The following is an 18,444-nucleotide window of genomic DNA, read 5'->3' as shown; positions in this document are numbered from 1 at the left end:
GTTAGCGCACCGTGAAACGGCAGGTGCCGGACTGCGACGGGTTGCTCGTGCCGGGGCCGAACTGGGCGAAACCATCGCTGATGGCGTTGTTCCACGTCACGCTGTAGGTGATCAGATGCTCACCTACGGCCAGCGGTTCTGACGACGGCATATACCAGAACACAATGTAGTGTCCCGCCGCATCGCGTCCAATGGATCCCGTAAACTGCCGCCAATTGGTGTAGGGTTCCCCATCCAACGCCACCTGATAGACGGCATTGGCAATATGGTCGCGCACCTGCTGTTCGGTCGCCGCGTACCAGCCCACCACATCAACCGTTGAGCCGGTGCGGAGGTTGGTCGGCGCGGGCGAACCGAAGGCACGATCATCGCAATAGGCGAGCACATCGACGCCCGTGCGCACGGAGCTATCGCCGCTGGGCGGAGCCACCGCTCCGGTCGGTGTAGCGGTGGGCAGCGGTCCACCCGTCGGCCCGCCGAGGAGGGCACTCGTGGTCGGCGGGAGCGAACCGCCCCCGGCCAGCGCGGTCGCCGTCAGGTTGATCGCCTCAATGTGGGCAGTTGGATGCCGGACGTGACCGTCGGCAGACCCGCCGTGGTTGTGCCGGGCAGCGTCGCTGTGACGACGGAGCGCGGTGGAGTCGGCGTGACCGTGCCACCGCCGAACAAGGCGGTCGGAAGCGGTGTACCGAGGAAGAGGCTGGTCAGGTTGGGACTGGGCGTTAGCGTCGGGAAGGGCGTCGGCGTCTCCTGAATGCGCACCAGCACGGCGGAAACCCAGCCTTCGGTGCCATCTTCGAGGCGCACATTGAACCAGTCACCTTCGAGATTCGTGCCGAGCACTTCGAGGCGCGTTCCCGGGCGCAGCGCGGTGATCGCCGAGAACGTCACATCGGGACCCGTACGCAGGTTAATACTGTTGACCGACTGGACGCTGCCCATGATCGGCGGCGTCGCCGAGGGCGTAAAGGTTTCGGAGGGCGTCGGCGGAATCGTCGTGGGCGATTCGGTGAAGGTCGCTGAGGGCAGCGGTGTCCGTGAGGGCATCGGCGTGGCTGTGAACCGCGGCGTCATGCTGACGATGGGCGCGAGCGTGGCGGTGGGGAGCAATCGCCGCTTCTGCCGCCGGTCGTGCCACCGCACCCGGCAACCAAGAGCATCAGCACGAAGAAGAGCAAGGATATATAGCGCATAACATCTCTACTCAAAACACGGACGCATCAAACTATGCAGAATAGCAGCAAACGGTCACGAACGCAAAAGCCTTGTGCATGGCGTTGGATTCCCGGCAGCTTAGCGGAGGTTTGCGAAAGCACCACGGCGGCCGAGGGACTTCACGGTGACTGCTTCTGAAGATCGATAGACTTAGCTTACCCCCGAGTAATCAGGGGTTTTTGCACGCGGGTTTAGGGGTTGTGCTGCGCCCCTTCTTCGCCTGCGCAGGGCGAAAATCACGGTAAAGATATGGAGTTGTCACGAAACCTTAATGTCTTCTCCGACTTTAGCCCTTTGACAAGCGTCCCTAGAGGCCATTACACTGAAATTGTGGCAGTACCGCGAGGTAGTGCCGCGTGCGTTTTTGCGATAAACGATCTCAGGAGCAAGTACCCACTATGAAGTATACGCGTTTCGCAGTTCTGTTCTGCCTTCTGGCGCTGCTCGTCGCGGTAGTTCCGGCGTTCGCCCAGGATGAGACGTTTGGTCTCAGCCCGGAAGATTTCGCCCTATTCTCGGCGGCTAACGCCAACAGCGCTGCTGCTCAGAGCCTCGCCTATGATTTCACGCTGGACCTGACGGTGGCTGGCATCGAAGACACCGAAGTGAGCGGCTCGATCAACGGCACGGGCGAACTTAGCACCGCGGATATGCAGTTTTCATTGGCGACCACCGGCTCGCTGACGGCGAATGGTGAAGAAACCCCGACCATCGTCGAAGTGCGCGTGATCGGCGATATGGTGTATTTCAACATTGGCGAAGGCTGGCAGGGTTCGAAGCTGGAAGACCTCGCCGCGACGGCGGGTGGTGCGGCTGGCCTGCCCGTGAACCCCGGAAGACCTCGCGAGCGGCGATCTCTCTGGTATGGGCGACATGGGCGGCATGATGGGCGACCTCGCGACCTTGGACAGCACGGAATACGTGTCGATGGAACGGCTGGATGACATGGATGGTCGCGCGCACTTCTCGACCGCGCTGGATATCGCTGGCCTGCTCACCTCGGAAGAACTGTCGGGCGTGGTCGGCATGGCGCTCGGTGGCGCGATGGGCGGCGGCTCGGAGATGACCCCCGAACAGGCGGCGCAGATGGGCCAGATGATGGGCATGATGTTCGCTGATGCGACCTTCACGCTCGATCAGTACGTCAATGTGGAAACCGAACTGGTTGACCAGACGGTGCTGACGATCAACCTGCCGCTGGAAGCGATTCTCGGCGCGCCGGGTGCGGTTGTCTCGCTGACCTTCGACATCAACCTGAAGAACTTCGATCAGCCGGTGAGCATTGAAGTGCCGGAAAACGTGACGATGGTGGAAAGCGGTTCCTAACCTGCGTCCAGCGTTTCGCTCCTCAGCCTGAGGCGCATGTCTTGCAGGGCGACCAACACGGTCGCCCCGTTTTGTATGCGCTATAATGTTAGAAATAGTCTGTTATCAAGGGGCATGCCGCATGAATGCACGACTTTATGTCCTCCTGCTTCTGCTTCTCATCCCGTTCGGGGTCGCCGCGCAAGGTGGTACACTCAGCCCGAATACACCGCTCATCGTAGAAATGACAGATGGTAAACCCATCCAATTGAGCTATATAGCCGTGGGCAGTGAAGTGGTCACGGTCTATGTTCGCAGCCTCGAAGATGCAGATCAACCGATACGACGCTCGAAATTATCGCGCCGAATGGCGCAAGCCTCGCCGAAAAGATGATCACAATACCGATCGGATGGATCTGGCGCAAACGGATTCGCTCATCGCCGATTTGCCGCTCGTCGCCGCGGGCGAATATGTGATCGTCGTCGATACGTTCTCCGGCGTGGCGCAGGGCAGCATCGAAGTGCTGCTCACGACGACGGCGATGTCAGCCGCCGACCCCGGAGCCGAACACGAACGGTGGGCAGGGCAGCGAAATCATCGACGGGACGGTGGCGCAGGGCGATGTGTTTTCCTACGAAATCGGCGCGACTGCCGGGGAAACCATCACGATTACGGTGGTCGGCATCAACGGTTTCGATCCACGGGTCACCTTGAACGACAGTAAGGGGCGCACGCTGGCCGAAAACGACGATCATGGCACGGGGGACAGCACCATTGGCCGGTTCGACTCGCGGATCGCCGATTTCACATTCGCCGCGGGTGGCAGTTTCACGATTGTGATCAGCGGTTACGACAATACGGGCGGGGATTTCACGCTCGAAATTGTGCGTGGGGGTGAGCAGCCCGTCATCGACGATGGCACGGACTTCCAGACGCTGCAGGAGACGGTCAACCCGAACGAAGCTTACGCCTACGAGCTGAATGCGGAAGCGGTGATGTGTACACCATCAGCGCGCTCGCTGGATGACGCGTTGGATACAATCATCGCGATTTATGATCAGGCGGATAACTTAATGGCCTATAACGACGATCACGGTGATCCGTCGGAGGATCTGGCACGGGTTGACTCGCGTGTCACCCGCTTGATTGTGGCGGGGACGGGGCGGTACTTCGTGGAGGTCTCCGGTTATCATGGCGGCGGCGGTGAGTTTGACGACCCTCGAACGGATCGCCCAGAATGCGCCGACGAACGCGCCGGATGAGACGGTCTACACGGGCGACTCGAACGGGCAGTCAGCTTTCGAACAGACCTTCAGCGCTGACGCAGGCGACTGGGTGACCGTCGGTGTGCGCGGCTTGAGCGGGAGCTTTGATCCTATGTCGCGCTGATCGGGCCGGATGGCACAGTGCTGGCGGAAAACACCGATCATGGTCAACGGACGGTGACGCTCGCGTTCATCGATGCGCAGATTGCGAACTTCCCGATCAGCGCGAGTGGGGACTATACGGTCTCGGTGTTGAGCGAAGACGGTAACCCGGGCGAGTTCGCCATCACGGTCTCGATCCTGCGTTAAGTCGCCAGTCCGGGGATAGGCGCGTGAGTGTTCATCCCGGCTAAAATCGTGCCTTGACCCGACTTTCTAGCTGTGCTATCCTATGGACACAATGTAATGTGCCTATAGCTCAGCGGATAGAGCGCTTGCCTACGGAGCAAGAAGTCGGGGGTTCGAATCCCTCTAGGCACGCAAAAGGGGACACCCTGAGAACCCGCCACACAGCGGGTTTTTGTTTGCCTCGATTTTGCCTCATCAACACCCAGACTGCCGCTGCTGCCACCGCGCACCGCGTTCCCCAGATCTCTGAGGTAAGCAAAGGGCGGCTGCAGCTCTACATCCACAACTTCACACTCCTGGTTGAGATACAACACGATTTTGAACGGTATGCCGAACTTAGGGTAACATTGGTTGCTTACGGTGAAATTATCCGTTTTTACTGGTCTAGCGGAAACATAAATTGTAAGTAATTTTTCAGATCATGGGGATTTCCCAATCCATTCGACATCAACAATTGTACGATGTCTCTACCGGCAATGACGATGATGGGATGCTGATCTTCCCTGATCTCCTGATATGCTTGTTGTGCTACATAAGACGTTGTAACCAATACCCCAAACTGTCGATGACGCAGGCGTGAGATTAATCTCGACAGCTCTCTCACACCTACTGAATTACCCTCACCATAGCATTTTGCTTCAACAGCAAAGTCAATATAGATGCCTTCTCCTTCAACGCCTATGCGATACTGACCTATCCCATCTCTACCACCATCACGCGAAGGCTGCGTAACATCAATCGCCGTTACATTTCGATCCATGAGTTTCACAATCTCGCCAGCAAACCGCTCAAACAGATAAGGATTGTTCTGAAAATAATCCAACACGACCTGAAGCAAGGTGGCCTCTTGTTTATTGTAGGGCATCTGTTCTTGTTTTGTACGATATTGACGTGACTCGTTAGCCCTTAATGGGTCGTAATGACCTGTTTCAATCCAGAGTCGCCATGCCTCAGGACAATGGGGGCTTAACGGATTAGAATTCATCAGATCGTCTAACCATTCACGCAATAAGATCAACATCAAGAATTGTGAAAATCGCTCTATAGTTTTGAAAACGTTGCCCGTCTTTAATCTTCCAAACTGCAACAAGATCTTCCGTTTGTGAAACTGAATTTGCTCCCGGAACAGCAATTCCACGAAAAATCACATCTCGTCTTTGCTCACCTTTTGTGAACACAAAAAAAGGTGGAACACGCAATCTATCACCCATTCCACCGTGTGCAAGCTCAAATACTCTACTGAGGATTTTGTTTCCGCCTGCCCGTGTATTCTCAATTGCCGACCAGGTTTTTTGTTGTCACCATAGTATGTGATAAGTCCATTAACCAGATCAACGTAATCCGGCCAATCAGGGTCTGAGTTATCAGAGTAAATTGCGATAAAAGCATATCCGTTTCGATCAGATGTCAGCCGGGAACGGAATCCTCCCATATTGGCAACGCCAAGAAGTTTATGAATTGGGTCATCTCCGGCATTACCCGCAGTACCACTCTTGTAAAGGGCATCGAGAAAAAGATCGGAAATCGGTAATTCGCTGAATTCAATTCCGAGCATAGTGTTCACCTATCACGACAATATTAGTAAAGACCATAAAGCTGTTTTTACGATGTCTTAGACTAATATACCACACGCGATAGCCTCGTTATTTGGTTGTCCCGCTTGTCAGCATTTCTCCATTTCAAAGGGCAGCAAGCAGTTAGGAAAGAAGGTAAACGAGGAACGCTTTACCTTGAATTCATGCGTGCCGTTATTCAGCTGCAACCAAAGTTTTTCGTTTTTGAGAATGTGCCGGGGCTAGCGAGCGCAAATAACGGCGAGGTGTACAACATAATCCGGAGTGATTTAGGCAATCTTGGAGATAAGCAGCGTTTCGAAGAAATCTGTTCAGAAATGAATATTGGGGCCAGCTCATCTGATGCGCCACCTGGTTACGATATTTTGTTTGATGGTACTGTTGATGCTCCTAATCTTGGCATACCTCAAACCCGCCGCCGATTGATCATTATTGGCATCCGCCGTGATCTGTTTGACCGGTTCCATATTCTCAAACAGTACCAATATAGTTCTGAGTTTGAGCATCGACTTCAAGGCAAAAACACGCTTTTTCCCATCTTTCCGCTCACAGCGATTGAAGCATTCGAAGGCAAACCACTCCCTGAGCTTCAAGACAAATATGTAGAAATCATGCAAGCTTATGCAGACTTGGCTAAAGAAAGTTCTATATTGGCAGTAACCACATGGCGGGAAGACAAATGGAAGAATGTGAAATTCGACATCTTAGAAGATTATTTTACAGCCAACAATATCTCGAAAACCCCATTTCGCGTGAAGCAGTACGAAGAGGCAATGGATGAACATGAAGCGCTGCTGAAGGAAATGAATTGGCGCGACATACCGGTGGAAGGTCTCGATATCGAGGATGATACAGTCGAAGATCCCAATACTACGCAAGGTGTGATGGATCGCATGTTCATGATTCCCCCTGACGAAAACTATCAATTTGTGCATGGAACGCCGTGGCAGGTTGAAGGAAAGGGTATCAGCTTCATTTACCGCCGCTCTTCACCTTTGAAGCCCGCTTGGACGGTTGTCGCTTACGGAGGGGGTGGTACTCATGGTTACCACTACGAGCGCAATCGTGCTCAACTCACACTACGTGAACGTGCTCGTATTCAGACGTTTACAGATAACTATCATTTCACCGGCCCTGGGGTTCGCGCCCAAATTGGTGAGGCAGTTCCACCGCTTATGGCAAAAAGAATCGCAGAAGCCATTAGTTCTCTTCTCGAAGAGCTCTGATTGCGCTCTTGGGTTCGTTAGATGACAGAATCTAAGTCGGTGACAAATCTAGAAATCGATTGAAAGTACCGCTCCATCCCTACCATCAGAATGTCGTTATGACCAGCATGAGGGATGCGGAGAATGGTTTTGTTCTCAGCAGCGGAGGCATCGTAGAGCTGTTGCCCCTGTTTGATTGGCAGCAATTGATCCGCTTCCCCGTGAATGACCAGCAGTGGCAGCTTCACACTTTGCAATTTGCGCGCGTTACCGATAGGCGCGAGAAGCTGTTCAGGGACTGAAAACATCTCCGGTTGGATACCGAGCCGTCGCATCACTGAGGGCATGTCGGCAAATCCGCTTTCGATGATCAGCCCTTTGAAACGATCCGGGAAGGTGTAGGCTAGATGCACAGCAGGCGCGCTGCCGAGAGATCGACCCATCAGGAACAGCGGCACAGCGTCGACTTCTGCGTTGCTCAAAATAGAAGGCAGCGCCGGTACTACCGCTTCGGCATCGCTGAGCAGCTTGCTAGCGAGCGGTGATCCCGTGCTCCACCCGTATCCGCGATAATCGACCACCAGCAGGGACGTACCGATCTCGAAAAACAAGCGGGCAATCCCATCATAGTCACTGGCGATTTCACCGTTTCCGTGAAAATAGAGGATGACGGGTGCGTCAGGCTGATGAGCATAGAAGCGATAGCCAAGTGACACTCCATCATCAATCGGAATGTTGCCATCAACCGCTCCGGCGATGTGGCTGTATCCCGGACGATCTGCGCGCGGATAGAACAGCATCGGCGTAATCAACGGGTTGTCGAGCGGATGGGTTGACATGCACTTCTCTCCTGACTGAGGCTGCTATATCATCATTGAGTATAGGCACATTCAGACGCGCTGCAGCAAAATCGGCATCTAGCCTACCATCGCTTGTGAAACAAAAGGGGACTAATGAATCATTCTTAGCAAGATTTTGCAAATGCGGCACCTGAACTTGCGGCCTTTGGCGAACAGCGTTTCAAGACCCCACCGGCATATCTAGCAACCGTCCGCGCAAATGGACTGCCCCGCGTTCATCCGGTCACACCGATTATCGCCGAGGGGCACCTCCTGTTGTTTATGGAGCCAACGTCGCCCAAAGGTCACGATCTCCAACGGGGTTCCGGCTATGCACTGCACGCTGCGGTCGCCGATAGCGGTGGTGGTGCAGGGGAGTTCGCTGTGTCAGGTCACGCGGTTCTGACCGATGATCCCGTCCTGCGCGAACTTGCCACACGCTATGGCTACCAGCCGAAGGACAGCTACATTTTGTTTGAGCTGAGTGTCGAAAGTGCGTTTTCGACGACTTATCCGGACGGCGGTGCCCCTGTACGGCAAAACTGGAAGGTACCAGTCAATGGAAGCAGCAACTTGTGACGAGTGACCAAGGTCAGCGTGGAAGGCAAATGATGGTGGACAACAGCTACACGCTTCATCCGGTTGGCGTTATTCGCTCTGACCTCACAGCGCTTGACGCTGCGCCGCGGCAGGGCTACGAAGGCGCTCCCGATGCTTGGATCGAAGTCTATCCACCATTTGAGCAGGCGCTTCATAGAATTGGCGTGGAGGATGAAACTGATCATTCTCACCTGGCTGCATCGTTCGCCGCGTGATGTGCTCCAAGTGCATCCCCGAGGCGATATCGAAAACCCGCTCACAGGCGTCTTTGCGACACGTTCCCCGGCACGCCCGAATCCCATTGGACTACATCGCGTGACTGTGTTTGAGATCAACGGGAGCTGCCTAAAAGTTGATCCCATCGAAGCGATTGATGGTACGCCTGTTATTGACATCAAAGCCGTGCTATCCTAGTCGGATGACTCGTAAAATGTGACTCTGATCCGCCAAAAAACCGTTCAAACCGTTCAAACTGATCAAACCGGTCAGGAAATACGGACGGCCTTAAATGCAATCCTGCGCCATTGCCGATATCAATGGTGCAGGTAGGTACTCAGAGCAACCAAAATCCGAGACAATAGTTGCAGGGTGTCCCATGCCCAACCGCAAAAGGAAACGAACTTAATCGTCAAGGCTCCTAGCATTTTCCATCGCTTCCAGCATAAGCTTGGGCACATCAAGTCCCATTGGCAACCGAGCGCCGTGAATCCTTGCAATCATGAACTTTTATCCCTACTCTTCGATCCTTAAATCCCTGGTGATGGCGGTGAATTGCTCAAGCGCGGCGCTCAGATCGTCCTTGATTTCCTCAGCGATGACCTCCGGCGCGGGCAAGCTGGCAGTATCTTGAAGGCTCTCTCATCCTTGGGCCAGAAGATGTCAAGCTGACCTTATCACTTGCCAACAATTCATCATAGGTGCATGCGCGCTAACGCTCCTCCGGGTTCGCCTCTGACCCGGCGACCTGACGTTGAAAGCGGTTTTCCGATCCCCCACTTCGCTTGAGTACTGGACAGCTTTACGCGTTTTCAACAAGCACCCTGAACCTATTCTGAACTACAACTGATTAATGCTAGACTTTGACAATACACCCGCTTCTCTGAGTCCCTCGATATTTCTCACTCTGAAATGCAAGTCTAGATAAAAATAGAGTAGTATAAAGTTACTGCTCTTAGAAAGTAGGTCAAAAGACGTCTTTTTCAAGATTTCAAGGACATGCCACTATGAACGACGAAAATGTTTCGATACTTGTTGAGTATGATGAACCTGGATGGGAACAGGTTGGCATAAACGATTTTGGAAAAGATCAGGTCGAGCAGGCAAAAGTAGCAGTTGATAATGCATTGAATGTTGTGCGCTGGATGGCCGAAAAAGCGCGAGAGATGTTGGATGCTGCACATGACAGGCCCGATACAGTCGAACTTGAGTTTGGGATCAAAGTTGGTTCAAAAGCAGGTATATTGGTGGCTCAGGCAGACGTTGAAGCTCATATCAAAGCGAAAGTTGTATGGAATAAACCTACTCCTAAACAGGAGTAATACAATTTCAAGTTGCCTTATATAGCTAATGATTTATCTGAGGCTGGTCTTATGCAACAATATTCGCCGACTTCAATTGTCCGTATCTGCCGTCCCGATGGCGCAACTGTAGGTGCAGGGTTTCTAGTAGGTAAGAGGCAGATATTTACGTGCGCGCATGTTGTTGCATTTGCGTTAGGGGTTCCAAAAGAAAGCCCAGATCGACCTGAGGGGGTTTTACGTATTGAGTTTCCTTTCTCAAAATCAGTAGACATTCGCCGTGAAGCCAGTGTCGAAGTTTGGCAGGCAGCCCAAGCGGATGGAAAAGGCGACATTGCCGGTCTGTCTCTTGTGACCGATGCTCCTGAAGACGTACAACCTGCCCCACTCAAAAGTTTTGACCCTCACGACCGCAGAGGAGTCATGGTTTATGGCTTCCCTAAGGGTTCGGAACGGTTTGGGAGATGGGTTGATGCCACACAACACGGGCCGCTCGGAAACACTTTTGTACAGCTTCAAGTCAACGAAGGTGAATTTCCTGTCGAACAGGGATATAGCGGGACGCCGGTCTATGATTATGAGACGAAGAATGTGATCGGAATAGTCTCCCAAGCCTTTCGGACTGACCGAGCAAATGCTGGAGCTATGATCTCGAAAGATTTGCTCCTCCAAGCTTGGAATAATCTAGAATCAATAAAGGAGCTTGAAGCTCAAAAGACGTACAAATACGCATGCTACATAAGTTATGCGCCGATCTTATTTAGTGATGATGTTCGGGATACCACAACTGCATTCGCGCAAGCACTGCGCGAAAAATTGCAGACTACAATGCAGATGATATTTCCAGATAAGCAGGAAATATACGTGGACGATGAGCGTACCTCAGATTTCTTTAACTCAGACAAAGCGCAAAAACTATGTCAAAGCGCATCTATGCTCGTCATATGCTTCCCAATGTATTTTGGTCAAAGAGACTGTGCGCGCGAATATACGACGATGGAGAACTTACATCGGCACCGCTCCGAGATGTTGGGGCCGTACCGAGATTCAATTTTGCATGTCGTTCTTCGGGGTCATTCACTTCTTCCAGAGGAAATTCGAGTTCGTTCATATAATTTAGAAGTAGAGACTCTTCTCTATTCTGATATGAAATCAAGCGTTTTTGACAAAGATATGTGGAAAATTGCTGAGCACATCGCCGAATGCTGCTATGCATTACTCGATCATCCTGAAGTGTTTTCGGAGTGCGACGAACCACCTTTATCCCAAGAGCAACAGATACAGCAGTTCATGACGCGAATGCGTTATCGTCGAACTTCACTCCCTACCCGCAGCTAGGAGAAAATATGTCCACTACGCGGGGACAAATCGTCACATTTTACTCATACAAGGGCGGAACAGGCCGAAGTATGGCGCTGGCGAATATCGCCTGTTTACTGGCACGGCGTTATTCGGTGCTCGCAATTGATTGGGATCTAGAAGCCCCAGGCTTACATCGTTTTTTCCGACCTTTGCTTAAGGAACGATTTCCTTTAAATGAATCGGGAGAGTTTGAACTTAATCGACACCCGGGGCTTATCAATTTGTTTACTGAAATTGAGAAAAGTATTTCAGAAGATCGACCAGTTCTAAATCAGAGTGTCGTCAAAAATCTCTTCTCTCAAAATCAGCTTGAACGGTATATCCTGAAAACAAGTATTAACCGACTGTCAATTCTGAAAGCTGGCAGTTTTGACGATACCTACTCCAATTTGATTAACAGTTTCCCCTGGAATAGCTTATTTGAAAGAGCGCCCTGGCTATACCTTGCATTTGGGCAACAGCTAGCACGTCGATATGATTTCGTTCTCATTGATTCCCGTACAGGGTTAACTGATACCAGCGGCATTTGCACTATGCTTATGCCCGATAGACTAGTTACAGTTTTTACTCCCAATTTTCAAAGTAGTTCAGGTGTATTGGACATTGTGCGCCGTGCGGTATCCTTTCGTCGTTCGACGGATGATCTACGTCCACTTATTGTCTTTCCTCTCGTGTCTCGTATTGACCCAACCCGAAGCGTGGCAGAACGTAGTTGGGGCTTGGAAATCCAGCGGAACGTATAGAGGGTTATCAACCTCAATTCACAAAACTTTTCCAAGATGTCTATCAAATAGAGTCGTGTGACCTAACCGAATATTTCGACCAAGTCAAAATTCAGCATAATGCGGATTTTGCTTACGGTGAACGGGTTGCGGTACTTGATACTTCCGGGGAACAGACTACAGACCGCCTATCTCTAACTGTTGCTTATGAGACTTTTCTAGATCGCTTGCTGAACTTACGTCCCGTGGGAGCATCGCACTACAGAGATAGACGAAAGTGTTAAACCTGCTCAAAAGCCTTTCCCTCGAACTAAAAGTCCGGAAAATGTTAGTGGTCCATCCATGAGTGCTAAAGCGATCCATGCTCTTTACTCTGCTTTCGATCGGTTTGTACTCGAAGATCAACGTGCCTACTACAAAGAACGTCTTAGGAAAAGCCGGATAGCAGCCGCACAGGTTAATCGATTACGAACACTCTTTCTTCTGTTTACCGGGTTTGCGTCAGCACTCCTTGGCTTCGCAATCACTACCAGTAGTCAACAGTGCAATGGTGGAATTGCTACGCCTGAATGTGGCGGCTGGACACCGATAATTATTATTTTAGCGGGAATTGCAGGGCTTTCCCCGATTATCGCGCTTGTTCTCTGCGTTACCAGACCTTTTTCAGTGGGATCGTACTGCCAATCTATATGATGTAGCATTGGAAAATCTAGAAGTTGCGGATGCTCAATCCCCACTTGCAGGAATGGCGCCAGATTTGTATGCGGTAGCCTATCGCAATTACACCCAGGTTGTATTGAATGTGATGATGAAAGAAAGTAATCAGTGGGGGCAATCTCTGCAAACACCGTCGCGTCTCCAAAATTATATTGAAGAGGCTCGCGATAGCGCCAGATTAGCGGAGTTTAATGAAGATGATTCCCCGGTCCCCCCATTAAGTGCCGAGGAAAATTCATATGACTCTGCTGGATAAATTCTATAGATCCAGCAATGACTGCTCTTCAGGAAAAACACCACGGTTTATATCAGCGGCACGTTCTGAGAGCTTTAGTCTGCGCTCGACACCAACTAGGCGATCATAAGGGGCAGCCGAAAAGATAGCGGAAGTATTCGCGGCGGAGTTGTTCCGCCCGACGACGATAGCTCAACCAAAGCTGTAAAGGTGGCTCCCGTCCAGAAATGGTAGTAAGAAATATACCCAACAGGGCGACAATTGTTTCAAAGAGCGCAACAAAGGGAATAAGTTGGAGTTGCATTAGTATAAGCAAGGCCAGGATAATGACCGCAAAGACAGCAGCGAATGCAGCGAGCAGTAAGAAAATAATAACGTACAATCGATATCGATTCTGCTGGAGCTTCGCTGCGTAATCGCGTTCACGAAAAAGCCGCATTAGCTCAAACTCCAGAAAATCAACATCGGACTCCATCTCGCGTACTGCTACAGGATCCTCATCACGCAAATAGTCGCGTAATTCCTCTTTCGAGACGAGCTGAAATGTCTCATCCATAGGGGGAAAGCCCCGCCAGTAAGGCATCTCTTGTAGTAAGACTCCTCCTCGGCGACGGTTATTTGCAGGCGTTTTGGGAAGCACCTGTTGAGAAGGGGGGTGATTCAGTTCCATACTCATTAAAATGCCTCCAACTGATCATTCGCCAAACACATTATACATTCTAACTGGAGGCATAATGCGGATGACAAATCCGCACCGTCTCATCGACCGTAGTAATGCTGACTACATTGGGGTGGAGGATGGTTTCTTTGAGACGATCCAGCTGATCTTTGAGTTCGGGATATCCCAAGATATGCGCCTGTTGTTCGACGGTCAGACGAAGCTTGCCCCTTGGCGATCGGTGAACATCAGTGTGTCATCGCTCTTTCTTCCCCGTCCCCATCTGACTCGGTATTCCGACCCACGCGCTATTTGACAACGCGCTGTTGAGAAAGTGTGACGTCATACCCTCTGGAACGCATTGCAGAAGATCTGTGGTGCAGGAGGAGGATATGCACCAATAAGCCAAGCAAGAATTGCAGATCAGGCGTGAGCTTAGTGAGTGGGAATTTCCCGGCGCGGCCACGCGAAACGTTCAACGACCGCGCCGAATGAAAAGGTGACTTTGGGTTATTCGAGAAGCCGACCAGCCACTTCCAGCGGATGGTCGTGCATCCACATTTCCAGTTCGGTGGGAGGATCGAGCGCTGGTTGTGTCCGCAGCACCTATTTGGCGTTCACCGTTCAAACCGATGATGAAATTGACGCGGAGTGTATCATCGACGTTGGGGAAATCGCTGCGCTGATGCGCTCCACGGCTCTCGCGCCGTTCAATGGCAGAGCGAACCGTTGCTTCAGCAGCCGTGAGGGCCGCGCGTAAATCCAGCGCCAGCGCCAAATCTTGATAGCCTTCCGCCGAAGGGCGCACATCCAACGCTTGGGTCGCCGCGCGCAGGTTGAGCAGTCGTTCCAACCCTTCCTGCAAGCGTTCACCCGAGCGGACGACACCGCAGCACTCCCACATCGTGTCGCGCACGGCGCGCTGCAATGGACGGGCAATCTCTGTGCCGGGTTGGATCAAGTGATCGAGGTCTTCATAGGCGGCCCGAATGACTGGATTTGAACGGTGCTGCGCGGGGATATTCTGCGCATAGCGCGCGGCGGCTTCGCCTGCTCGCCGACCAAACACTACCGTTTCCGCCAGCGAATTGCCACCCAAGCGATTAGCCCCGTGCAATCCGCTCGTGACCTCACCCGCCGCGTACAGCCCGACGACCTGAGTTGCTCCGGTGTCTGGTTCCACGACCACACCGCCCATGCTGTAGTGGGCCGTCGGCGCGACTTCCATCGGCTTCTGGCTGATGTCCAGCATCTGGCTTTCGAGGAACTGGCGATACATACGTGGCAGCTTTTGCAGGATGTATTCTTTGCTTCGATGGCTGATATCCAGCAGCACCGCGCCATTCGGCGTACCGCGTCCTTCGATGATCTCGGTGTAATTTGCCATGGCGACCCGGTCACGGTGGAGAGTTCCAACCGTTCAGGTCGTATTTGCTCATGAAGCGTTCGCCGAGCGCGTTGTACAGATGACCGCCTTCGCCGCGGACCGCCTCTGTCACTAACGTACCCGCCATACTCTCCGGCGTGACCATCCCGGTCGGATGAAACTGCACCAGTTCCATGTCCGCGAGTTCTGCACCTGCCCGCAGCGCTAAATCGAGTCCGTCGCCAGTATTCTCGTCACGACGGCTGGAACTGCGCGCCAATAAACGGGTGTGCCCACCGGTGGCCGAATCACCGCATCCGCCAGATACACCGTGCGCTGCCCGGTATGCAGATCGAAGGTCAGCGCGCCGAAGCACAACCCCGCATCGACCAAGACGCTGACACGTACTGCTGCTCGTGAATTGGAATCCTGAGCGCCTCGACACGATCCGCCAGCGCGAACAGGATCGCGCGTCCGGTATAGTCGCCCGCATAGCAGGTGCGGCGGTAGGTATGCGCACCAAAATAGCGTTGATCCAGTTCCCCGTTCGGCTGCCGCGCGAACTGCACACCGTAATCGACGAGTTCCGTAATGGCGCGCGGCGCTTCTTTCACCAGCAGTTCGACCATGTGCGGGTTCGCTAATCCATAGCCATCGCGATAGGTATCGACGAAATGCTTTGCCAAGTGTCTTCAGGATCCACCGTGCCCAACGCCGCGTTGATCCCACCGGCGGCCAGGACGGTATGCGCGTCACGCTTCAGGCTTTTCCCCACCAGCACCACATCGCAGCCCGCTTCGTAAGCGGCAATCGCTGCGCGCAGCCCGGCCGCGCCGGTTCCAATCACCAATACGTTCGAGACATGCGTTCGAGACTGCATCTTCATCCCTTTCCAATAAGCCAATTTCCCGGCGTTGTGCATGGACTTCCGCCGTTAAGTTCTCTCTATGCAATTTGCCGTATGACATTTGTCACGAGAATCATATGACATTCATCGTCACTGAGTAGACATCAGGATATGATAGGGGTATCAGATGAAGTGATAACGCTATGGTTACCCTGCATAAACTCAAGCTGTTCATCGTCGTGTACGAGCGCGGCAGCCTGAATCAAGCGGCACAAGAACTGTACACGACTCAGTCGGCCGTGAGCCAGAATATTCAAAGCCTAGAAGCGGCGTTCGGCGTGAAGCTGTTCGAGCGTAGTCCGCGCGGCGTGCAGCCCACGGAGGCGGGCGACAAGCTGTATATGTATGCGCGTCGTATCCTGCAACTGCTGACCGAAGCCGAACGTGAGATCATGCCGCTGGGCGAGCATCAGTCGTTGAGTGTGGGGGCGACCCCCGGTGTGAGCGTTTACCTGCTGCCGAATTGGCTGCAGCAGTTTCAGCGGACGCAAAGCGGCCTCAGTGTCTCGCTGCAAACGGCGCTTACCGTCGACGTTGTCGCCGACGTCCTGAACGGGCGCTACGATCTCGGCTTTCTGGAAGGGGAACTGGCTGAACTCGATCAGGCGACGCTCGGACGAATGCGCGTGCAGGATATTGAGTATTTCGTCACGGTGAGCGCCGACCATCCGCTGGCAGCGCAGGCAGCCATCTCGATACACGAACTCAGCAAGTTGCCGCTGATCAATCGGCAGCCAACCAGCCGCGCCCGCTGCTGGCTGAAGCTCAGTTACAAGCCTACGGTGTGAACGCGCCCAGTGTGGTGGAATTGGACAGTCCCGGAGCGATTAAATATGCCCTGCTGAGTGAGGGGCAAATGGGTTACGCCATTCTGCCCCGGTATGCCGTCGAGCGAGGTGCAGCGCCACGAGCTGCTTTTGATCCCGCTTAGCGAAACCGAACTCAAACGGCCGCTGCTGCTGGTGTGGAATAAAGAGAAGCCATTTACACCGATTCAAAGAGCATTCATCGCTCTCCTGGCGCAGGACGCGCCCCAACTGCAAATTCTGCTATAAGGAAAGCAACTTATTCCCATTGGTCTACATCGCGTGACTGTGCTGAGATCAACTGGAAGCAGCTAAAGTTGATCCCATCGAAGCGATTGATGGTACGCCCGTGATTGACATCAAAGCAGTGCTCTCCCAGTCGGATGACTCGTAAAAACGCGACTCTGATCGGCGGAAAAACAACTCAAACCGAATCAAACTGGTCAAACCGGTCAGGAAAGCTTGTGATCTATCCCTCATGAACTAGCCCAAGTAGAGTGAGAACTGTCCGCGGCAGGTAGCGAGCTTGCTGTGCTAGCGGCGGTGACTGCCCGCCTGCCACTCCTCAGTCATGATCTGTTCCTTCTGCCCGGCGACTAAAATCTAGCGCTCTCTTCCCCGTCGGACGTAAGTTCGCCGCGTAAATCGGGCGTATAATGAAAATAGGACGCAGCGGTTATCGTTCGATTTACGGCAGATAGGTAGTCTCTCATGGCCGAAGGCTCAGCAAACGACGCAGGGTGGTGATCGCTCTTACGCTTTGCAGCAGTTTCCACCCGACAAGGCCGGGCTTCGCCGGCGCTGCTAGCCAGCGAAAAACGCTGGCTGACTTGTGGAAGCCATGAATGATGGACTAGTGTGCATCGATGCCGAACTCAAGATCAACTACGCCAACCACCGCTTCACGGAATTGCTCGGCTACTCGACGGAAGAACTGTTTGGCAGAACGCTCCATGTGTTTATGGAGACGACCAGTCAGGCGGTCTATGATGCTCAAATTGTTCTACGACGACAGGGTAAACAAAGTCTCTACCAAATCGATTGGATCCGGCGCGACGGTACGCCGATCACGACCCTTGTCTCAGGCACGCCCTTCCTCGATGACCAAGGGCGGTTTCTGGGGGAGCTTTGCAGTCGTCACCGACCTCACCCTGCGTAAACAAGCGGAGGAAGAACGCCTCGCTCATCTTCGCTACTTCGAACGCATGGATCAGGTTAACCGCGCGATTCAGGGCACTAATGATCTGGATCAGATGCTGCGGGATGTATTGGATACATTGCTGGCGATCTTCGAGTGTGATCGCGCGTCATTTGTTTACCCCTGTGATCCGGAGGCCCCCCTGTGGTGTGTGCCGATGGAGCGCACCCGTCCGGAATACCCCGGCTTGCTCCCAATCGGCGTAGAGCTCCCGCTTGATCCGGTGGGCGCACATGTCTACCGACTCCTGCGCGCTTCCCCTGACCCCGTTCTGTTCGGTCCAGGGGCCATGCATCCGGTTCCCTTTGAGATGGCAGCGGCTTTCCACGTCCAGTCGTTCATCGCCATGGCGTTTTACCCGAAGGTCAGGAATGCCTGGTCTTTTGTGCCATCAATACTCGTATAGGGCGGGTGTGACCTCGAAGAAGATCCGGTTGTTCAAAGAAATCAAAACGGCGCTTGGCCGATGCCCTGTCGACAGCTCCTGAGCTATCAACGCTTGGAGGCTGGCGAAGATCCTTTACCGCAACCTCTTCAATGTGATGGACAAGGGTGTTGCCATCAATGAGATTATCCGGGATGCTCAGGGACAGGTTGTCGACTA

Annotated in this window: 25 protein-coding genes, 1 tRNA gene and 2 pseudogenes; 18 read left to right on the top strand and 10 right to left on the bottom strand. The window is 53.1% G+C overall.

Going from position 1 to position 18,444, the window contains the following annotated elements; genetic code table 11:
* Position 1: 1 nt before the first annotated feature.
* On the bottom strand, positions 2 to 430 hold the full coding sequence (locus IPK17_RS18525) for a hypothetical protein (RefSeq protein ID WP_343419177.1): 429 nt from the start codon (positions 428 to 430) through the stop codon (positions 2 to 4).
* 104 nt (positions 431 to 534) lie between these two features.
* Positions 535 to 1,143 carry an SH3 domain-containing protein gene (locus IPK17_RS18520; RefSeq protein WP_343419176.1) on the bottom strand — a complete coding sequence of 203 codons (609 nt, stop codon included), beginning with the start codon at positions 1,141 to 1,143 and terminating at the stop codon, positions 535 to 537.
* A gap of 470 nt (positions 1,144 to 1,613) precedes the next feature.
* Here IPK17_RS18520 and IPK17_RS18515 point away from each other — a divergent pair, with 470 nt between their 5' ends.
* The 7 genes from IPK17_RS18515 to IPK17_RS18485 all read left to right on the top strand — a co-directional run bounded on the left by IPK17_RS18515 (position 1,614) and on the right by IPK17_RS18485 (position 4,266).
* A complete protein-coding gene (locus IPK17_RS18515) occupies positions 1,614 to 2,159 on the top strand; it encodes a hypothetical protein (RefSeq protein WP_343419175.1) in 546 nt (181 codons plus the stop codon).
* On the top strand, positions 2,143 to 2,541 hold the full coding sequence (locus IPK17_RS18510; protein ID WP_343419174.1) for a hypothetical protein: 399 nt from the start codon (positions 2,143 to 2,145) through the stop codon (positions 2,539 to 2,541). The genes IPK17_RS18515 and IPK17_RS18510 overlap by 17 nt, the downstream gene beginning before the upstream one ends.
* A gap of 287 nt (positions 2,542 to 2,828) precedes the next feature.
* Positions 2,829 to 3,245, top strand: coding sequence for a hypothetical protein (locus tag IPK17_RS18505; protein ID WP_343419173.1), 417 nt, complete (start codon positions 2,829 to 2,831; stop codon positions 3,243 to 3,245).
* The gene (locus IPK17_RS18500) at positions 3,145 to 3,783 is read left to right on the top strand and encodes a DVUA0089 family protein (protein WP_343419172.1); all 639 of its coding nucleotides are present in this window, start codon (positions 3,145 to 3,147) and stop codon (positions 3,781 to 3,783) included. Before IPK17_RS18505 ends, IPK17_RS18500 begins: the two co-directional genes overlap by 101 nt.
* On the top strand, positions 3,725 to 3,910 hold the full coding sequence (locus tag IPK17_RS18495; RefSeq protein WP_343419171.1) for a hypothetical protein: 186 nt from the start codon (positions 3,725 to 3,727) through the stop codon (positions 3,908 to 3,910). The genes IPK17_RS18500 and IPK17_RS18495 overlap by 59 nt, the downstream gene beginning before the upstream one ends.
* A 17-nt stretch (positions 3,911 to 3,927) precedes the next feature.
* Positions 3,928 to 4,095, top strand: coding sequence for a hypothetical protein (locus IPK17_RS18490; protein WP_343419170.1), 168 nt, complete (start codon positions 3,928 to 3,930; stop codon positions 4,093 to 4,095).
* Positions 4,096 to 4,193: 98 nt separating this feature from the next.
* Positions 4,194 to 4,266 (top strand) — tRNA-Arg (locus IPK17_RS18485).
* 244 nt (positions 4,267 to 4,510) lie between these two features.
* Here IPK17_RS18485 and IPK17_RS18480 read toward each other — a convergent pair.
* Together IPK17_RS18480 and IPK17_RS18475 are read right to left on the bottom strand one after the other, a co-directional pair.
* Positions 4,511 to 4,894 carry a restriction endonuclease gene (locus IPK17_RS18480; protein WP_502748954.1) on the bottom strand — a complete coding sequence of 128 codons (384 nt, stop codon included), beginning with the start codon at positions 4,892 to 4,894 and terminating at the stop codon, positions 4,511 to 4,513.
* 241 nt (positions 4,895 to 5,135) lie between these two features.
* Positions 5,136 to 5,689: pseudogene (locus IPK17_RS18475) on the bottom strand (hypothetical protein).
* Positions 5,690 to 5,794: 105 nt separating this feature from the next.
* Between IPK17_RS18475 and IPK17_RS18470 the strand changes: the two are divergent.
* Positions 5,795 to 6,934 carry a DNA cytosine methyltransferase gene (locus IPK17_RS18470; protein WP_343419169.1) on the top strand — a complete coding sequence of 380 codons (1,140 nt, stop codon included), beginning with the start codon at positions 5,795 to 5,797 and terminating at the stop codon, positions 6,932 to 6,934.
* Positions 6,935 to 6,951: 17 nt separating this feature from the next.
* Here the strand turns inward: IPK17_RS18470 and IPK17_RS18465 are convergent, their stop codons facing one another.
* On the bottom strand, positions 6,952 to 7,752 hold the full coding sequence (locus tag IPK17_RS18465) for an alpha/beta hydrolase (RefSeq protein WP_343419168.1): 801 nt from the start codon (positions 7,750 to 7,752) through the stop codon (positions 6,952 to 6,954).
* A gap of 276 nt (positions 7,753 to 8,028) precedes the next feature.
* Between IPK17_RS18465 and IPK17_RS18460 the strand changes: the two genes are divergently transcribed.
* From IPK17_RS18460 to IPK17_RS18435, 6 genes are all read left to right on the top strand, one after another.
* A complete protein-coding gene (locus IPK17_RS18460; protein WP_343419167.1) occupies positions 8,029 to 8,331 on the top strand; it encodes a hypothetical protein in 303 nt (100 codons plus the stop codon).
* A gap of 192 nt (positions 8,332 to 8,523) precedes the next feature.
* Positions 8,524 to 8,766 carry a tRNA (N6-threonylcarbamoyladenosine(37)-N6)-methyltransferase TrmO gene (gene tsaA, locus IPK17_RS18455; protein WP_343419166.1) on the top strand — a complete coding sequence of 81 codons (243 nt, stop codon included), beginning with the start codon at positions 8,524 to 8,526 and terminating at the stop codon, positions 8,764 to 8,766.
* 809 nt (positions 8,767 to 9,575) lie between these two features.
* Positions 9,576 to 9,890: a CU044_2847 family protein gene (locus IPK17_RS18450; RefSeq protein WP_343419165.1), complete on the top strand. Its 315-nt coding sequence runs from the start codon at positions 9,576 to 9,578 to the stop codon at positions 9,888 to 9,890.
* Positions 9,891 to 9,941: 51 nt separating this feature from the next.
* A complete protein-coding gene (locus IPK17_RS18445) occupies positions 9,942 to 11,207 on the top strand; it encodes a trypsin-like serine peptidase (protein WP_343419164.1) in 1,266 nt (421 codons plus the stop codon).
* An 8-nt stretch (positions 11,208 to 11,215) separates the two neighbouring features.
* Positions 11,216 to 11,974, top strand: a complete 759-nt coding sequence (locus IPK17_RS18440) for a tyrosine-protein kinase family protein (protein WP_343419163.1) — start codon at positions 11,216 to 11,218, stop codon at positions 11,972 to 11,974.
* A gap of 679 nt (positions 11,975 to 12,653) precedes the next feature.
* Complete coding sequence (locus IPK17_RS18435) at positions 12,654 to 12,926, top strand: hypothetical protein (protein WP_343419162.1); 273 nt, start codon at positions 12,654 to 12,656, stop codon at positions 12,924 to 12,926.
* 103 nt (positions 12,927 to 13,029) lie between these two features.
* Here IPK17_RS18435 and IPK17_RS18430 read toward each other — a convergent pair whose 3' ends face one another.
* The 4 genes and pseudogenes from IPK17_RS18430 to IPK17_RS18415 all read right to left on the bottom strand — a co-directional run bounded on the left by IPK17_RS18430 (position 13,030) and on the right by IPK17_RS18415 (position 15,809).
* Positions 13,030 to 13,581, bottom strand: coding sequence for a DUF4231 domain-containing protein (locus IPK17_RS18430; protein ID WP_343419161.1), 552 nt, complete (start codon positions 13,579 to 13,581; stop codon positions 13,030 to 13,032).
* A 457-nt stretch (positions 13,582 to 14,038) separates the two neighbouring features.
* A complete protein-coding gene (locus tag IPK17_RS18425; protein ID WP_343419160.1) occupies positions 14,039 to 14,950 on the bottom strand; it encodes an FAD-binding protein in 912 nt (303 codons plus the stop codon).
* A 10-nt stretch (positions 14,951 to 14,960) separates the two neighbouring features.
* Positions 14,961 to 15,209 carry an FAD-binding protein gene (locus IPK17_RS18420; RefSeq protein WP_343419159.1) on the bottom strand — a complete coding sequence of 83 codons (249 nt, stop codon included), beginning with the start codon at positions 15,207 to 15,209 and terminating at the stop codon, positions 14,961 to 14,963.
* A gap of 79 nt (positions 15,210 to 15,288) precedes the next feature.
* A pseudogene (locus IPK17_RS18415) lies at positions 15,289 to 15,809 on the bottom strand (FAD-binding protein).
* Positions 15,810 to 15,979: 170 nt separating this feature from the next.
* On the opposite strand from IPK17_RS18415, the gene IPK17_RS18410 reads away from it, so the two are divergent.
* The 4 genes from IPK17_RS18410 (at position 15,980) to IPK17_RS18395 (ending at position 18,246) form a co-directional block, all read left to right on the top strand.
* Entirely contained in the window at positions 15,980 to 16,624 is a 645-nt protein-coding gene (locus IPK17_RS18410; protein WP_343419158.1) for a LysR family transcriptional regulator, read from the top strand.
* A 93-nt stretch (positions 16,625 to 16,717) separates the two neighbouring features.
* Positions 16,718 to 16,891: a type 2 periplasmic-binding domain-containing protein gene (locus tag IPK17_RS18405; RefSeq protein WP_343419157.1), complete on the top strand. Its 174-nt coding sequence runs from the start codon at positions 16,718 to 16,720 to the stop codon at positions 16,889 to 16,891.
* Between the two features lie 592 nt (positions 16,892 to 17,483).
* The gene (locus IPK17_RS18400) at positions 17,484 to 17,801 is read left to right on the top strand and encodes a PAS domain-containing protein (protein ID WP_343419156.1); all 318 of its coding nucleotides are present in this window, start codon (positions 17,484 to 17,486) and stop codon (positions 17,799 to 17,801) included.
* Positions 17,743 to 18,246, top strand: a complete 504-nt coding sequence (locus tag IPK17_RS18395) for a hypothetical protein (RefSeq protein WP_343419155.1) — start codon at positions 17,743 to 17,745, stop codon at positions 18,244 to 18,246. The genes IPK17_RS18400 and IPK17_RS18395 overlap by 59 nt, the downstream gene beginning before the upstream one ends.
* Here IPK17_RS18395 and IPK17_RS18390 read toward each other — a convergent pair.
* On the bottom strand, positions 18,206 to 18,444 hold a 239-nt coding region (locus IPK17_RS18390; RefSeq protein WP_343419154.1), incomplete at its 5' end, for a hypothetical protein. The genes IPK17_RS18395 and IPK17_RS18390 overlap by 41 nt on opposite strands.

Source organism: Candidatus Flexifilum breve, from assembly GCF_016713355.1.
This window is presented reverse-complemented; position numbering and strand designations above follow the sequence as displayed.

Coding starts and splice junctions, on each gene's coding strand:
- IPK17_RS18515 (WP_343419175.1), top strand. CDS start 1,614: ATGAAGTATACGCGTTTCGCAGTTCTGTTCTGCCTTCTGGCGCTGCTC.
- IPK17_RS18510 (WP_343419174.1), top strand. CDS start 2,143: ATGGAACGGCTGGATGACATGGATGGTCGCGCGCACTTCTCGACCGCG.
- IPK17_RS18505 (WP_343419173.1), top strand. CDS start 2,829: ATGTTCGCAGCCTCGAAGATGCAGATCAACCGATACGACGCTCGAAAT.
- IPK17_RS18480 (WP_502748954.1), bottom strand. CDS start 4,894: ATGGATCGAAATGTAACGGCGATTGATGTTACGCAGCCTTCGCGTGAT.
- IPK17_RS18465 (WP_343419168.1), bottom strand. CDS start 7,752: ATGTCAACCCATCCGCTCGACAACCCGTTGATTACGCCGATGCTGTTC.
- tsaA (WP_343419166.1), top strand. CDS start 8,524: ATGAAACTGATCATTCTCACCTGGCTGCATCGTTCGCCGCGTGATGTG.
- IPK17_RS18450 (WP_343419165.1), top strand. CDS start 9,576: ATGAACGACGAAAATGTTTCGATACTTGTTGAGTATGATGAACCTGGA.
- IPK17_RS18445 (WP_343419164.1), top strand. CDS start 9,942: ATGCAACAATATTCGCCGACTTCAATTGTCCGTATCTGCCGTCCCGAT.
- IPK17_RS18440 (WP_343419163.1), top strand. CDS start 11,216: ATGTCCACTACGCGGGGACAAATCGTCACATTTTACTCATACAAGGGC.
- IPK17_RS18430 (WP_343419161.1), bottom strand. CDS start 13,581: ATGAGTATGGAACTGAATCACCCCCCTTCTCAACAGGTGCTTCCCAAA.
- IPK17_RS18425 (WP_343419160.1), bottom strand. CDS start 14,950: ATGGCAAATTACACCGAGATCATCGAAGGACGCGGTACGCCGAATGGC.
- IPK17_RS18410 (WP_343419158.1), top strand. CDS start 15,980: ATGGTTACCCTGCATAAACTCAAGCTGTTCATCGTCGTGTACGAGCGC.
- IPK17_RS18405 (WP_343419157.1), top strand. CDS start 16,718: ATGCCGTCGAGCGAGGTGCAGCGCCACGAGCTGCTTTTGATCCCGCTT.
- IPK17_RS18400 (WP_343419156.1), top strand. CDS start 17,484: ATGAATGATGGACTAGTGTGCATCGATGCCGAACTCAAGATCAACTAC.
- IPK17_RS18395 (WP_343419155.1), top strand. CDS start 17,743: ATGACCAAGGGCGGTTTCTGGGGGAGCTTTGCAGTCGTCACCGACCTC.